At 58.6% G+C, this 13,940-nt stretch carries 13 protein-coding genes; 5 read left to right on the top strand and 8 right to left on the bottom strand.

The annotated features are described in order from the left end of the window. Positions 1–253 precede the first annotated feature (253 nt). The 7 genes from PMI36_RS23160 to amaB form a co-directional block, all read right to left on the bottom strand. Positions 254–970, bottom strand: coding sequence for an ABC transporter ATP-binding protein (locus PMI36_RS23160; RefSeq protein WP_007902726.1), 717 nt, complete (start codon positions 968–970; stop codon positions 254–256). Beyond that, complete coding sequence (locus tag PMI36_RS23165) at positions 967–1,839, bottom strand: ABC transporter ATP-binding protein (RefSeq protein WP_008009771.1); 873 nt, start codon at positions 1,837–1,839, stop codon at positions 967–969. The genes PMI36_RS23160 and PMI36_RS23165 overlap by 4 nt, the downstream gene beginning before the upstream one ends. Then, positions 1,836–3,119, bottom strand: coding sequence for a high-affinity branched-chain amino acid ABC transporter permease LivM (gene livM / locus PMI36_RS23170; protein WP_008009773.1), 1,284 nt, complete (start codon positions 3,117–3,119; stop codon positions 1,836–1,838). The genes PMI36_RS23165 and livM overlap by 4 nt, the downstream gene beginning before the upstream one ends. 3 nt (positions 3,120–3,122) lie before the next feature. Beyond that, complete coding sequence (locus PMI36_RS23175) at positions 3,123–4,037, bottom strand: ABC transporter permease subunit (protein ID WP_008068915.1); 915 nt, start codon at positions 4,035–4,037, stop codon at positions 3,123–3,125. Positions 4,038–4,207: 170 nt separating this feature from the next. Then, a complete protein-coding gene (locus PMI36_RS23180) occupies positions 4,208–5,341 on the bottom strand; it encodes an ABC transporter substrate-binding protein (RefSeq protein WP_008068912.1) in 1,134 nt (377 codons plus the stop codon). A gap of 364 nt (positions 5,342–5,705) precedes the next feature. After that, positions 5,706–6,989: an L-pipecolate oxidase gene (gene amaA, locus PMI36_RS23185; protein WP_008068910.1), complete on the bottom strand. Its 1,284-nt coding sequence runs from the start codon at positions 6,987–6,989 to the stop codon at positions 5,706–5,708. A 164-nt stretch (positions 6,990–7,153) separates the two neighbouring features. Beyond that, a complete protein-coding gene (gene amaB, locus PMI36_RS23190; RefSeq protein WP_008068909.1) occupies positions 7,154–8,644 on the bottom strand; it encodes an L-piperidine-6-carboxylate dehydrogenase in 1,491 nt (496 codons plus the stop codon). 185 nt (positions 8,645–8,829) lie between these two features. On the opposite strand from amaB, the gene PMI36_RS23195 reads away from it, so the two are divergent. The 3 genes from PMI36_RS23195 to nadE all read left to right on the top strand — a co-directional run bounded on the left by PMI36_RS23195 (position 8,830) and on the right by nadE (position 12,030). After that, the gene (locus PMI36_RS23195) at positions 8,830–9,741 is read left to right on the top strand and encodes a LysR family transcriptional regulator (RefSeq protein WP_008068908.1); all 912 of its coding nucleotides are present in this window, start codon (positions 8,830–8,832) and stop codon (positions 9,739–9,741) included. Between the two features lie 230 nt (positions 9,742–9,971). Beyond that, positions 9,972–11,198, top strand: coding sequence for a nicotinate phosphoribosyltransferase (gene pncB / locus PMI36_RS23200; RefSeq protein ID WP_008068907.1), 1,227 nt, complete (start codon positions 9,972–9,974; stop codon positions 11,196–11,198). 4 nt (positions 11,199–11,202) lie between these two features. After that, a complete protein-coding gene (gene nadE / locus PMI36_RS23205) occupies positions 11,203–12,030 on the top strand; it encodes an ammonia-dependent NAD(+) synthetase (RefSeq protein WP_008068906.1) in 828 nt (275 codons plus the stop codon). A 192-nt stretch (positions 12,031–12,222) separates the two neighbouring features. Here the strand turns inward: nadE and azu are convergent, their stop codons facing one another. Beyond that, the gene (gene azu / locus PMI36_RS23210) at positions 12,223–12,669 is read right to left on the bottom strand and encodes an azurin (RefSeq protein ID WP_008068899.1); all 447 of its coding nucleotides are present in this window, start codon (positions 12,667–12,669) and stop codon (positions 12,223–12,225) included. A 344-nt stretch (positions 12,670–13,013) separates the two neighbouring features. Here azu and PMI36_RS23215 point away from each other — a divergent pair, with 344 nt between their 5' ends. Together PMI36_RS23215 and PMI36_RS23220 are read left to right on the top strand one after the other, a co-directional pair. Beyond that, positions 13,014–13,601 (top strand): TIGR00730 family Rossman fold protein, encoded by a 588-nt coding sequence (locus PMI36_RS23215; protein ID WP_008068895.1) that lies wholly within the window; start codon positions 13,014–13,016, stop codon positions 13,599–13,601. A 68-nt stretch (positions 13,602–13,669) separates the two neighbouring features. Continuing rightward, complete coding sequence (locus PMI36_RS23220; protein ID WP_007902706.1) at positions 13,670–13,858, top strand: hypothetical protein; 189 nt, start codon at positions 13,670–13,672, stop codon at positions 13,856–13,858. Positions 13,859–13,940 lie beyond the last annotated feature (82 nt).

The raw sequence follows: 13,940 nt of genomic DNA, 5'->3' as shown, positions 1-13,940 counted from the left end.
TAAAACAGCAATTTGCAGCGGCTTTATGTCGCGCTTTGAGAGGTCGTGAATATTGTTTTCCACAATTCCCCAAAAAAAACCCACCCTCCTTGTGGGAGCGGGCTTGCTCGCGAAAGCGGTGGCACATTCAGCATCAAAGTGACTGGAACGCCGCCTTCGCGAGCAAGCCCGCTCCCACAGGGTTTGTGGTGTTTTATGGATAGAAAAAAGCCCCGGCGATTGCTCGTCGGGGCTCGTTGTTGCAACGCAGAACTCAGTGGCCGCCGAGGTAGGCGTTACGCACCTCATCGTTCACCAGCAGCTCCTTGCCGGTGCCGCTGAGGCGGATCTCGCCGTTGACCATCACGTAGGCCCGGTCCGACAGCTTGAGGGCGTGGTTGGCGTTCTGCTCCACCAGGAAGATGGTCATACCGGTGCTGGCCAGTTCCCGCAGGGTCGCGAAGATCTGTTTCACCACTATCGGCGCCAGCCCCAGGCTCGGCTCATCGAGCAGCAACAGCTTTGGCCGGCTCATGAGCGCCCGGGCGATGGCGAGCATTTGCTGCTCGCCGCCAGACATGGTCATGGCGCGTTGGGTACGCCGCTCTTCGAGCCGTGGAAACAACTCGAACATGCGCTGCATGTCTTCCTTGGCGTACTTGTCACCGATTGGAATCGTACCCATCAACAGGTTTTCCTCGACGGTCATGTCAGGGAACACCCGCCGGCCTTCCGGCGATTGAGCAATACCGTTGGACGCAATGTAGTGGGACGACTTGTGGGTGATATCCACACCCTGATAGACGATTTGCCCGTCAGCCGCCCGCGGCTGGCCGAAGATCGACATCAGCAGGGTCGATTTGCCGGCACCGTTGGAGCCGATCAGGCTGACGGTTTCACCTTCATTGATGTGCAACGAGACTTTTTTCAAGGCCTGGATCGGCCCGTAGAACACGTCCAGATCCTTGAGTTCGAGGATGGGTTTACTCATACCACTTCCTCTTCTTCGGCGCCCAGGTAGGCGGCAATCACTTTCGGATCGTGTCGAATCGCTTCAGGCCCGCCCTCGGCAATGACAACGCCGTGGTCCAGTACAACGATGTGGTCGGAAATACTCATTACCATGCCCATGTCGTGTTCGATCAGCACCACGGTCAGATCGTGCTCGTCGCGCAGCAGCCGGATCATCGCGCTCAGCGCTTCGGTTTCCTGAGGGTTGAGGCCGGCGGCCGGTTCGTCGAGGCAGATGATCTGCGGCCGTGTACACATGGCCCGGGCGATCTCCAGACGGCGTTGCTGACCGTAGGACAGCTCACCGGCCAGGCGGTTGGCGCAGTCCACCAGATCCACCACTTCCAGCCAGTAGAACGCATGGTCCAGCGCATCGCTTTCGGCCTTGCGGTAACCCTTGGTGTTGAGGATGCCGGCCAGCATGCCGCGGTTGACCCACATATGCTGGGCCACCAGCAGGTTTTCCAGCACCGACATTTCCCTGAACAGGCGAATGTTCTGGAAAGTCCGCGCCAGACCGGCACGGTTGATCAGGTGCGTGCCGCCGAACATCTTGTAGCGGAGTCGGTTGATAAAGCTTTTGGGTGAAACGAAATCGACGGCCTTGAACGGTTCCCCGAGCATTTTGATGACGTCGGTTTTCACACCGCGGGTGTTGAGTTCGATATGCCCGCCGGACGCTTTGTAAAACCCGGTCAAGCAGTTGAACACGGTGGTCTTGCCAGCGCCGTTGGGGCCGATCAGGGCGAAGATCGAGTTGCGCTTGACCTTCAGGCTGACATCGCTCAGAGCCTTGATGCCGCCAAAGTGCATCATCAGTTTGTCTACCGAGAGTACGACTTCGCTCATGGCGCTACTCCTTTACGCGGGGTCACACCGGTGCGGCTGATCCGAATCAGGCCGCGCGGTCGCCAGATCATCATCAATACCATCAGGATGCCGAACAGCAGCACGCGATACTCAGCGAAGCCGCGCAGCAGTTCCGGGGCTACAGTCAGCACGAACGCGGCAATTACCACGCCGATGGTCGAGCCCATGCCGCCGAGGACGACGATGGCGAGGATCAGGGCCGATTCGAAGAAGGTGAACGAGGTCGGGTTGACGAACCCCTGATAAGTAGCAAAGAACACACCCGCCAGACCGGCAGTCGATGCGCCGATAGTGAACGCCGAGAGCTTGACCAGTACATGGTTCAGGCCCATGGAACGGCAGGCGATTTCGTCTTCACGCAACGCTTCCCACGCCCGGCCGACCGGCATCCGGGTCAAGCGGTGCTTGATATGCAGCACGGCCAGTACCACCAGGAACAACACCGCGTAGATGAAGTAATACTTCACGTCCGGGTTATAGGCGATGCCGAAAAACTCATGGAACGGCACCCCACCCTCTTTCGCCCTTTTGCCGAACTCAAGGCCAAAGAACGTTGGCAACGGAGCCGCCATACCGTTCGGGCCACCGGTCAGGGACAGCCAGTTATTGAGGATCAACCGGATGATTTCACCGAACCCCAGCGTCACGATCGCCAGGTAGTCACCGTGCAGGCGCAGTACTGGAAAACCCAGGATGCAACCGGCTAACCCGGCAGTGATTGCCGCCAGCGGCAGCACCGTCCAGAAACCCAGCCCCAGGTATTGATAACCGAGCGCCAGGCCGTAGGCACCAATGGCGTAGAACGCCACATAACCGAGGTCGAGCAGGCCGGCCAGGCCGACCACGATGTTCAGCCCCAGGCCCAACAGAACGTAGATCAGCCCGAGAATGACCACGCCCAGCAGGTAGGAGTTGGAGAAAAACGGGAACACCACGGCGATGACGATCATCACCGGAATGATCCAGCGCAAGCGGGATTTGTAATCAGGTGGCAGTACATGAACCCCGGAGCCAGTGCTTTCAAAGCCTTCGAGAATTCTCAGGCCCTTGGGGGTTTGCAGGAACAGGCTCAAGGCAAAGCGGCCAGCCATGACGATGGCGACAATCCATGCCACCCGGGTCGCTTCCAGGTTGAAGCCGTAGCCGTCGAGGACCACGCCAACAATCGGGCCGAACACAATCAGGGCCACCAGGCCGGCAAGAATCGCGTCAACCAGGCTTCTTTTGAGATCAATGGTTTTTTTAGTGGTTGAAGACATCGCTTACACCTTCGACACAAGAGGACGGCCGAGCAGGCCTTGGGGCCGAAAGACCAGAACGAGAACGAGCAGCGAGAAGCTGAAAACGTCTTTGTAGTCCGAGTTGACCAATCCGGAGAACAGCGACTCGGAGATCCCGAGAATGATCCCGCCAAGCATTGCCCCTGGCAGAGAGCCGATCCCGCCAAGTACCGCGGCGGTGAACGCCTTGATGCCAATGATGAAGCCCGCGTAGAAGTCGAATGTGCCGTAGTTCATGGTGATCAGCACGCCGGCCAGGGCCGCCATCGCCGCACCGATGATGAACACGTAGGAAATGACGCGATCGGTGTTGATCCCCAGGATCGAGGCCATCTTGCGGTCTTGCTGGGTGGCGCGGCACATACGACCGAGCTTGGTGTACTTGATGACGTAGGTCAGCAGGGCCATCCCGACGAACGCGGCAACCAGAATGAAGATCTTGGTGTAGGTCAGCTGGACGAAGCCGGTCCCGACTTCAACTCGCCATGCACCGGTCAGTAGCGTCGGTACTCCCTGTTGACGGGCGCCTTGGGAAATCTGTGCATAGTTTTGCAGGATTAGCGAAATACCGATGGCGCTGATCAGCGGTGCCAGTCGGGTGGAGTTGCGCAGCGGTTTGTAGGCGACGCGCTCGATGACCCAGCCATACACCGCCGTGACGATGATGGTGAAGACCAGTGTGCCAAGCATCAGCAGGGGGAAGGATTCAATACCGAAGTATGCCAGCAGAGCCAGACTGATTGCCGCGAGGTAAGCGGAAATCATGTAAACCTCGCCGTGGGCGAAGTTGATCATGCCGATGATGCCATAGACCATTGTGTAGCCGATGGCGATCAGGCCATAGACCGACCCGAGGGTCAGGCCGTTGACCAGTTGCTGCAGGAAAATACCATCCATAACGCAATCTCACGCATTTGAGAGACTGCACAAAAACCGGGTGCGCCGGACCGGGGTTCAGCCGCCGACGCAACACGGTGATATGCAGCTCTACGAGAAAAGACAGGTACTGCACGGACATGTTTTTTGATTGCCCGGCGCACAAGGCGCCGGGCAATCAGCAAGTCATATCACTTCTGTTTTTCCAGCTGGTGGTATTTGCCATCCTTGTCCCACTGGTAAACCACGTAGTCGGAGATTTTCAGGTCGCCCTTGCTGTCCCAGGTCTTCTCGCCCATGACGGTCTTGACCGGGTTCTTCTTCAGCCATGCAGCCGCTTCTTCGCCCTTGTTGGACTTGGCGCCGTTGAAGGCTGCAGCCAGGGTCTGGACCGAAGCATAGGCGTACAGGGTGTAGCCTTCAGGCTCGGTGCCTTTCTTGCGGAAATCGTCCACCACGGTCTTGCTGTCTGGCAGCAGGCGTGGGTCGGCGCCAAAGGTCATCAGCACGCCGTCGACGAATTGCGGACCGCCAGCGGTGGTCACCAGCTCGTCGGTTACGATGCCGTCGTCGGACATGAACTTGACGTCCTTGAGGCCTTGCTCACGCAGTTGACGAACCAGAGGACCGGCTTCCGGGTGCAGGCCACCGAAGTAAACGACGTCGGCGCCAGCGCCGCGGATTTTGGTGACGATGGTGCTGAAATCTTTTTCGCCACGGGTCAGGCCTTCATACAGCACCGGCTTCACGCCGCGTTTCTCCAGCTGGGCCTTGGTAGCATCCGCCAGACCTTGACCGTAGGTGTCCTTGTCGTGCAAGACCACCACTTTCTTACCCTTGAGCACGTCAACGATATAGTCGCCGGCGACGATGCCTTGCTGGTCGTCACGCCCGCACATACGGAACATGGCGCTCAGACCGCGTTCGGTGACAGCCGGGTTAGTGGAACCTGGAGTGATCGCGATGATGCCCGCTTCGTCGTAGATCTCGGAGGCCGGGATGGTCGACGAGGAGCAGAAGTGACCGACTACGCCAGCGACTTTCTGGTTGGTCAGGTCCTTGGCGACCGTCACAGCCTGTTTCGGTTCGCAGGCGTCATCGCCTTTGACCAGTACGATTTTTTCCCCGTTGACACCGCCAGCGGCGTTGACTGCATCAGCCGCTGCCTGCGCACCCTTCATGTACTGCTCGCCAAATGCCGCGTTGGCGCCCGTCATTGGACCCGCTACGCCGATCTTGATGTCAGCCTGAGCAAACGCAGAAACACCCAACGCAGTTGCCACTGCGAGGGCCAGAAAGCCTTTCTTGTAAAACGTCTGGGACATGAGGTGGTGCTCCAAGGTTTTTTTTAGTTGGCACTGCGACTTCACTGAATGCTCAGAGCAAGGGCCGTGCCATCGGTTTTTTATTCTGGGAAAAGTCGCTGCCTTATTGTTTTTTCGACTGTTTCGGGCCCATTTTCATTGGGCGTGCAACCGTCTAAACCGCGGGAGGTGAAACCATTTATTTTTAAAGGCGCAACCCGCACGCGCCATCATTGCAACCGCAGCGCCAAACGATGTGCAACCAGCCTGTAACAGCCCGCGTCACCGAACTGCACACTGCTGGTGCGGGGACTGCTACAACCCGCACCATTACAGGCTAGCCGCTTCGCTGAAAAGCGCCGCTTCCAGCAACATATTTCAACAATCAGATGACGATCCGCAGGCACTGGCCCGCGTGATACAGCGAAAATCCAGCCTCATACAGGCAGCTTCGCAGCCCCACACCCGCCAATGGCTGCATGGGCGCGAAAGGAATCGGCAAGGCCTGAGGATTTCCATTACACAAATAATCGGCAAAGGCTTTGCCGACGACTGTACCGGTGGTCACGCCTCGCCCGTTGTAGCCGGTGACGGCCACCAGACCCGGTGCAGGCTCAAACAGGCGCATCAAATGATCGGGAGTGAAGGCGATACAACCGGTCCAGGTGCACTCCCACTCCACCGGCTTCAAGTACGGAAAGTAATGCTGCTGAACCCGGTCGGCCCAGGCTTTCAGGAACCAGGTCGGTTTCTGGTTGCCATTACCGAGACTGCCGAGTAACAAACGCCCTTCGGCATCGCGACGGATGCTGCTGAGCACTTGTCGGGTATCCCAGGAACCCTGGCCGCCGGGCAGAATCTGCTGCGCGGCGTCTTCAGTCAGCGGCACCGAGGCCACTTGATAGTAATAACCGGGGAAGAAATTGCGCCGCAGCTCCGTCCAGTCACCTTCGGTATAGGCGTTGGAGGCGATGACCACCTGCTCGGCCAGCACCGACCCCTGGGCGGTTTGTACCGACCAACGCTGGCCCTGACGTTCGAGTCGGGTGACCGGGGAATGATCGAACAGCTGACCGCCGAGGCTGATGGCCGCGTTGGCCAGCCCCGTGGTGTAAGCCATCGGGTTAATCGTGCCGGCGCGCCGATCGAGCAAGGCGGCGGCGATCTTTTTTGTGCCGGTGGCTTGTTCGCAGGCTTGACCGGTTAACAGTTCCACCGGTGCACCACGACGTTTCCATTGTTCTTCGCGACTGCGCAGATCCGCTTCGCCACGCGCGTTGTGCGCCATGTGCAGCGTGCCTTCGCGGCGTAACTGGCAATCGATGTTGTATTTATCGACCAGGCTGAATACCAGCGATGGCGCCGCACCCAGCATGCGGTTGAGCTGACTGCCGACCGCCTCGCCGAAACCGGCTTCGATTTCATCCGGTGCAATCCACATCCCGGCGTTGACCAGCCCGACGTTACGCCCCGAACCGCCATGACCGGCGCGATGCGCTTCCAGCACACAGACACTTTTACCTTGTTCCAGCAGATGCACCGCCGCCGACAAACCGGTGAAACCGGCACCGATGACGCAGACATCCACCGTCACCTCGCCCTTGAGGGCCGCGTTGTCGGGCCTTTGCGGCGTCAGTTTTTCCCACAGACACTCTTCGCGTAACGGCATTGCCAGACTCCAACAGAAACCTAACCAACACACCATTCAATGTGGGAGCGGGCTTGCTCGCGAAGGCGTCCGTGTATTCAGTATCTATGTGACTGAAAGACCGCTTTCGCGAGCAAGCCCGCTCCCACATTGGATTTTCATTGGATCAAAGATCTGAGCTCATCTCAGTCGAACGTAATCCCCTGAGCCAACGGCAACTCCAGCGAATAGTTAACGGTATTGGTCTGACGGCGCATGTAGCCGCGCCATGCATCCGAACCGGACTCACGACCACCGCCCGTCTCCTTCTCGCCGCCAAACGCACCGCCAATCTCCGCGCCGCTCGGGCCGATGTTGACGTTGGCGATCCCGCAATCGCTGCCCACCGCCGACATGAACCGCTCGGCTTCACGTACGTCGGTGGTGAAGATGCACGACGACAGGCCTTGTGGCACGGCGTTGTTCAGGCGCAATGCCTCTTCGAAATCGTTGTAACCGATCACGTACAGAATCGGCGCGAAGGTTTCGCTGCACACCACATCGCTCTGCTCCGGCATTTCAACGATGGCTGGCGAAACGTAGTAAGCGTTGGGGAATTTGTCTTCCAGCTGACGCTCGCCGCCGAACACCCGGCCGCCTTCGCTCAAGGCCTGTTCCAGCGCGTCCTGCATGTTTTCGAAGCTGTGTTTGTCGATCAGCGGACCAACCAGATTGCCTTCCAGCGGATGGCCGATGCGCACCTTGGAGTAAGCGGCTTTGAGGCGGGTGACGATTTCCTCCTTCACCGATTCATGGGCGATCAGGCGACGCAACGTGGTGCAACGCTGACCGGCGGTGCCGACGGCGCTGAACAGAATCGCCCGTACGGCCATGTCCAGATCGGCGCTTGGGCCGAGGATCATCGCGTTGTTGCCGCCCAGCTCCAGAATGCTACGCGCGAAACGTGCCGCGATTTTCGGCGCCACTTCGCGGCCCATGCGGGTGCTGCCGGTGGCGCTGACCAGCGCGACACGTGGGTCATCGACCAGCGCTTCGCCGGCATCACGGCCGCCGATAATCACTTGGCTCAGGTGCGGTGGTGCGTCGCTGAAATTTTTCAGGACGCGGTCGAACAACGCCTGGCAGGCCAACGCGGTCAGCGGGGTTTTCTCCGACGGTTTCCAGATCACCGGGTTACCGCAGACCAGCGCCAGCGTGGCATTCCAGGCCCAAACGGCGACCGGGAAGTTGAACGCACTGATCACGCCAACGATGCCCAGCGGGTGCCAGGTTTCGCGCATATGGTGGCCAGGACGCTCGGAGGCGATGGTCAAACCGTACAGCTGACGGGACAGACCGACCGCGAAGTCGCAGATGTCGATCATTTCCTGAACTTCACCCAACCCTTCCTGAGTGATCTTGCCAGCTTCCCAGGAAACCAGCTCACCGAGGTCGGCCTTGTACTCGCGCAAGATGTCGCCCAATTGGCGCACCAATTCGCCACGGCGCGGCGCCGGAACCTTGCGCCACAGTTCGAACGCATGATCTGCGCGACTGATGTGCTGCTCGACTTCAGCGGCGCCTTCCCAGTTCACGGCAGCGATACGGCTGCCATCGACAGGCGAATGCACCGGCACTTTGCCGTTCTGGTACAGGGCCGGGTTCACACCAAGACGATCAAGCAATGCGGCAACCATGGGTCACTCCTCAAGCAAAAAACAGAAAACGTGCAGCCGGATTTATTCGGCTGATCAGACCTGTAGTTTTAGCTCCCCGGAGGTTACCCAACAAACGACCTTTAAGAGAGATATCATTCCGTTTATTCATGCTGCGAATCTGCCGGTAAAAAAAGAGCACAGAGAAACAAGAAAAAGGACCACCCATGCTGAATAAACGCTACTTGCCGTCGATCACCGCGTTGCAGTGCTTCGAGGCCGTGACCCGGCATTTGAGCTTCACCCGTGCCGCCGAAGAGCTGAACCTGACGCAGAGCGCCGTGAGCAAACAGGTCGCGCAACTCGAAGAGTTGTTGCAACACTTGTTGTTCCGCCGGGTGCGCCGACGCCTGCAAATGACCCCCGCCGGCGATTTGTACTTGGTGGAAGTGCGAAAAATTCTCACCCAAGTCGAAATGTCGACCCATTACCTGCGCTCCTACGGCGGTGATACCGAAGTCTTGCGCGTCTCGACACCTCCGACCTTCGGTGCACGCTGGCTGGTGCCGCGCCTGAAAGGCTGGCGCCTGCGCCATCCCTCCATCCATCTGGACCTGTGCAGCGAACAGGAAGCGGATGATCTGCTACAAGGTCGCAGCGACCTGGCGTTCTACTTTGGCCAGGGCTCTCGACCCGGCACCGAATGCCTGAAGCTGTTCGGCGAGGAACTGGTGCCGGTCTGCGCACCGGGCAGCCTGCCGAATACGCCGTTCACCGACCCTACGCAACTCACCGACCTGGTCCTGCTGCAAAACGCTTCCCGGCCTCAAGCCTGGCACGACTGGTTCGACAGTCAGGGCTACCACACCGAACACAGCTACCACGGCCCGCGTTTCGAAACCTTCTACATGTGCATCCGCGCCGCGCAGGTCGGCTGCGGCGTGGCGCTGCTGCCGAAGTTTCTGGTGGAAGAGGAATTGGCCGACGGCAAACTGGTCATTCCCTGGAAGCATGCGATGCCCAGCACCGACGCCTATTACCTGGCGTATCCGGAGCATTCGGCGGAAGTGCCCAAGGTGCGGGATTTTGTGAAGTGGATGCTGGAGCAGATCGATAATCCAGACATACCGCAAATTTAGGGTTGCACCCAATACCTGTGGGAGGGGGCTTGCTCGCGAAGGGGCCGGCACATTCAACATCAATGTTGACTGGCATTACGCTTTCGCGAGCAAGCCCGCTCCCACAGGGATCTGCTGAGATCTAAAAAATCGCTGGCAATCCTCACCGCTGATATGCGCCACTAGCCCCATTCATTGAAACAGCTGCAACGTCGCTGCCACGGGCCGCGGCCAGCCTGGAGAACCCCGTTATGAGCGAGAGTGTGTTTGCCGATCGCATCGTGCAGAACCTGCTCGACACCGACTTCTACAAACTGACGATGATGCAGGCGGTGCTGCACAACTACCCGAACGTGGAAGTCGAATGGGAGTTTCGTTGCCGTAACAGTGAGGATCTGCGCCCATACCTGGCGGAGATCCGTTTCCAGATTGAGCGCCTGGCTGAGTTGAGCCTGAGTGCCGATCAATTGAGTTTCCTGGAGCGCATCAGCTTCCTGAAACCGGACTTCCTGCGTTTTCTCGGTCTGTTCCGTTTCAATCTTCGCTATATCCATACCGGCATTGAAAACGGCGAGTTGTTCATCCGTCTGCGCGGGCCGTGGCTGCACGTGATTCTTTTCGAAGTGCCGCTACTGGCCATGGTCAGCGAAGTACGCAACCGTTATCGCTACCGGGAAATCATTCTGGAGCAGGCCCGTGAACAGCTCTATCGCAAGTTCGACTGGCTGAGCGCCAACGCCAGCGCGGACGAATTGTCCGAGTTGCAGGTAGCCGATTTCGGCACCCGCCGTCGCTTTTCGTACCGTGTACAGGAAGAAGTGGTGAACGTGCTCAAGCATGACTTCCCCGGTCGCTTCGTCGGTACCAGCAACGTGCACCTGTCCCGGGAGCTGGACATGAAGCCGCTGGGCACCATGGCTCACGAATGGATCATGGCCCACCAGCAACTCGGTCCACGGCTGATCGACAGCCAGATTGCCGCCCTCGACTGTTGGGTCCGCGAATACCGGGGTTTGCTGGGGATCGCCTTGACCGACTGCATCACCTCCGATGCCTTCCTCAACGATTTCGACCTGTTCTTTGCCAAGCTCTTCGACGGCTTGCGCCACGACTCCGGTGACCCGGTACAGTGGGCGGAAAAAGCCATTGCCCACTACCACAAGCTTGGCATCGACCCGATGAGCAAAACCCTGGTGTTTTCCGACAGCCTGACGCTACCCAAATCTCTGGAGATTTTTCGGGCATTGCGCGGTCGGATCAATGTCAGCTTCGGTATCGGCACCAACCTGACGTGTGACATTGCGGGTGTCGAACCGATGAGCATCGTGCTTAAAATGACGGCCTGCAACGGCCAGCCGGTGGCCAAGATTTCTGATGAGCCTGGCAAGACTCACTGCAAAGACCCGAATTTCGTCGCCTACTTGCGACATGTTTTCCAAGTACCTGCCACCCTTTCCAGTACATCAAGCAAGGAGTGAATTCATGCAAGCCGTACAGCGTGAGATTGCTGAACAGCTCAAGGTCCAGCCGCCCTTCGCGGACCAACTCGCCCTTGAGGCTGAAGTCGCCCGGCGGATCACCTTCATCCAGGACTGCCTGGTCGATTCCGGGCTCAAGACCCTGGTGCTCGGCATCAGCGGTGGCGTCGATTCCCTGACCGCCGGCCTGCTTGCCCAGCGTGCCATGCGTGAACTGCGCGAACGCACCGGGGACAGCAACTACAAGTTCATCGCCGTGCGCCTGCCATACGAAACGCAGTTCGATGAACACGACGCCCAGGCTTCGGTGGACTTCATTGCCCCGGATGAGCGCCACACGGTGAACATCGGCCCTGCAGTCAAATCCCTGGCCAGTGAAGTGGCGGCCTTCGAAGGCAAGCACGCGGTCTCGGTGGACTTCGTGTTGGGCAATACCAAGGCGCGGATGCGCATGGTCGCGCAATACACCATCGCTGGCGCGGCTCATGGCCTGGTGATCGGCACCGATCACGCGGCAGAAGCGGTGATGGGCTTCTTCACCAAATTCGGTGACGGCGCCTGCGACCTCGCACCGCTGAGCGGCCTGGTGAAAAATCAGGTCCGGGCGATTGCCCGCAGCTTCGGCGCGCCGGAGTCGCTGGTGGAAAAAATCCCGACCGCCGACCTTGAAGACCTGTCACCGGGCAAACCGGACGAAGCATCCCACGGCGTGACCTACGCCGAGATCGACGCCTTCCTGCATGGTGAGTCGGTCCGCGAGGAAGCGTTCAAGATCATCTGCGACACGTACAAAAAGACCCATCACAAGCGCGTGATGCCGTTCGCGCCTTGAGGACGTCGGCGTCTGTACCGACGCCTTCGCGGGCAAGCCACGCTCCCACAGATTTTGTGTCGGCCCCCGGTAATGGGCACGACGCAAATCCTGTAGGAGCGAGGCTTGCCCGCGAAAAACGATGACTCGGTCTATCGTCAGGCACAAAAAAAGCGTCCCTCGCAGGACGCTTTTTTTATGAACGCAATTTAATCACTTCAGGGTAACAGTGCCTTTCATCATCGAGATGTGGCCTGGGAACGAGCAGAAGAAACCGTATTTTTCAGCAGCATTGAGCTTCGACACGTCGAAAGTTACCGAGTCGGTTTCCTTCGCGCCGATGACTTTGGTGTGGGCGATGACGCGGGTATCGCCGTCTTTCAGGTAGTTCTTGTCGATGCCAGCCGACAGGCCGTCAGTGGCGATCGGCTGCATGTCGGCTTCTTTGCTCAGCACCCAGTTATGACCCATGACGTTTTTCGGCAGGCTGCCAGAATGTTTCAGTTCCACGGTGAACGTCTTGCAGCTCTTGTCGATGGTGATGTCCTTGGTATCGAAGGACATCTGGTCAGTGGAGTCGACAGTGACCTTGCATTCGGCGGCCATCAATTGGCTGCTGGCCAGTGTCAGCAGGGATACCGCAACAAGTTTGGCAAACATGGTGAATCTCCAAGGCAGGGTTAACAAAAGTGCTAATGGACAGAAGACTGCCTGAAATCTTCGCAAGTTCCTATGACCTGAATCAAAAATTGTATACAACTTTCGGGCTATGACACTCATCGAAACAATCTACCAGCCAGACGTCTGGCACGGCCCTATCATCAGGGCCGTCATCTCTCATCTGGAGCGTCTGTCATGCCTTTCAACAGCTTGTTGTGCAGTTTGCTCGCCGCCTACGCCTGCGGCGCCAGTGGCACCTGTGAAACACCAAAACGCGAGGTTTAACCCTTGGAACGAGGCAAGCCTGCCTTTACTCTGTGGCCCTGATGACCATGGAGTAAGGCATGTCTTTAGCGTCCGTTTGTGTATTTTGCGGTGCCAGCACTGGCACTAACCCGGCTTATCGTGAAGCGGCTGTCGCCCTGGGGCGAGCATTGGCCGAGCGCAAGCTGACCCTGGTCTATGGCGGCGGCGCCGTCGGGCTGATGGGGATCGTTGCCGATGCCGCGCTGGCGGCCGGCGGTGAAGTGATCGGGATCATCCCGCAGAGCCTCAAAGACAAGGAAATCGGCCACAGCGGCCTGACCCGCCTGGAAGTGGTGGACGGCATGCACGCGCGCAAGGCGCGAATGGCCGAGCTCAGCGATGCCTTCATCGCTCTGCCCGGCGGCCTGGGCACGCTGGAAGAGCTGTTCGAAGTCTGGACCTGGGGCCAGCTCGGCTATCACGGAAAACCGCTGGGTTTGCTGGAAGTGAACGGTTTCTATAGCAAGTTGACGACTTTTCTTGATCATATCGTCGGCGAAGGCTTCGTTCGCGAAGCGCACCGTGACATGCTGCAAATGAGCGAATCGCCGCAAACCCTGCTCGATGCACTGGACGCCTGGCAACCCTCGGTACCGCCAAAATGGACCGAGCAAAAACCCAGCTAACGGCTCGGTGCCGATACAGGGCAGAATATGCGCCGCTCAACCTCACCTTCGACCCCAGAGGATCGCCCATGGCTAAACCTAATTATTCCTTCGCCAAACGTCAGAGAGACTTGGCCAAGGAGCAGAAGAAAGAGGAAAAGCTTCAGCGCAAGAAAGCTACAGCTGAAGAAGAAGCAGCAGCACTGAACCCGGATACCGAAGGCGAAGTGGCTACAGACGAAACTGAAGCACCGAAAGATCAGGCGCCCGACGCCTGAGACCCTCAGGGCCCGATGATCTGATCAGGCCCACCGGATCTGTGTCCAGGGTCAGCAACGATGTTGCTGACCCTCACAGTCC

It is taken from the genome of Pseudomonas sp. GM79 (assembly GCF_000282495.1).
Classification (GTDB): Bacteria; Pseudomonadota; Gammaproteobacteria; order Pseudomonadales; family Pseudomonadaceae; genus Aquipseudomonas.
This window is presented reverse-complemented; position numbering and strand designations above follow the sequence as displayed.

Bases quoted from the DNA above. Each gene is read 5' to 3' on its own strand.
- nadE (WP_008068906.1), top strand. From the start codon at position 11,203: ATGCAAGCCGTACAGCGTGAGATTGCTGAACAGCTCAAGGTCCAGCCG.
- azu (WP_008068899.1), bottom strand. From the start codon at position 12,669: ATGTTTGCCAAACTTGTTGCGGTATCCCTGCTGACACTGGCCAGCAGC.
- amaB (WP_008068909.1), bottom strand. From the start codon at position 8,644: ATGGTTGCCGCATTGCTTGATCGTCTTGGTGTGAACCCGGCCCTGTAC.
- PMI36_RS23180 (WP_008068912.1), bottom strand. From the start codon at position 5,341: ATGTCCCAGACGTTTTACAAGAAAGGCTTTCTGGCCCTCGCAGTGGCA.
- PMI36_RS23195 (WP_008068908.1), top strand. From the start codon at position 8,830: ATGCTGAATAAACGCTACTTGCCGTCGATCACCGCGTTGCAGTGCTTC.
- PMI36_RS23160 (WP_007902726.1), bottom strand. From the start codon at position 970: ATGAGTAAACCCATCCTCGAACTCAAGGATCTGGACGTGTTCTACGGG.
- livM (WP_008009773.1), bottom strand. From the start codon at position 3,119: ATGTCTTCAACCACTAAAAAAACCATTGATCTCAAAAGAAGCCTGGTT.
- PMI36_RS23220 (WP_007902706.1), top strand. From the start codon at position 13,670: ATGGCTAAACCTAATTATTCCTTCGCCAAACGTCAGAGAGACTTGGCC.
- PMI36_RS23165 (WP_008009771.1), bottom strand. From the start codon at position 1,839: ATGAGCGAAGTCGTACTCTCGGTAGACAAACTGATGATGCACTTTGGC.
- PMI36_RS23175 (WP_008068915.1), bottom strand. From the start codon at position 4,037: ATGGATGGTATTTTCCTGCAGCAACTGGTCAACGGCCTGACCCTCGGG.
- amaA (WP_008068910.1), bottom strand. From the start codon at position 6,989: ATGCCGTTACGCGAAGAGTGTCTGTGGGAAAAACTGACGCCGCAAAGG.
- PMI36_RS23215 (WP_008068895.1), top strand. From the start codon at position 13,014: ATGTCTTTAGCGTCCGTTTGTGTATTTTGCGGTGCCAGCACTGGCACT.
- pncB (WP_008068907.1), top strand. From the start codon at position 9,972: ATGAGCGAGAGTGTGTTTGCCGATCGCATCGTGCAGAACCTGCTCGAC.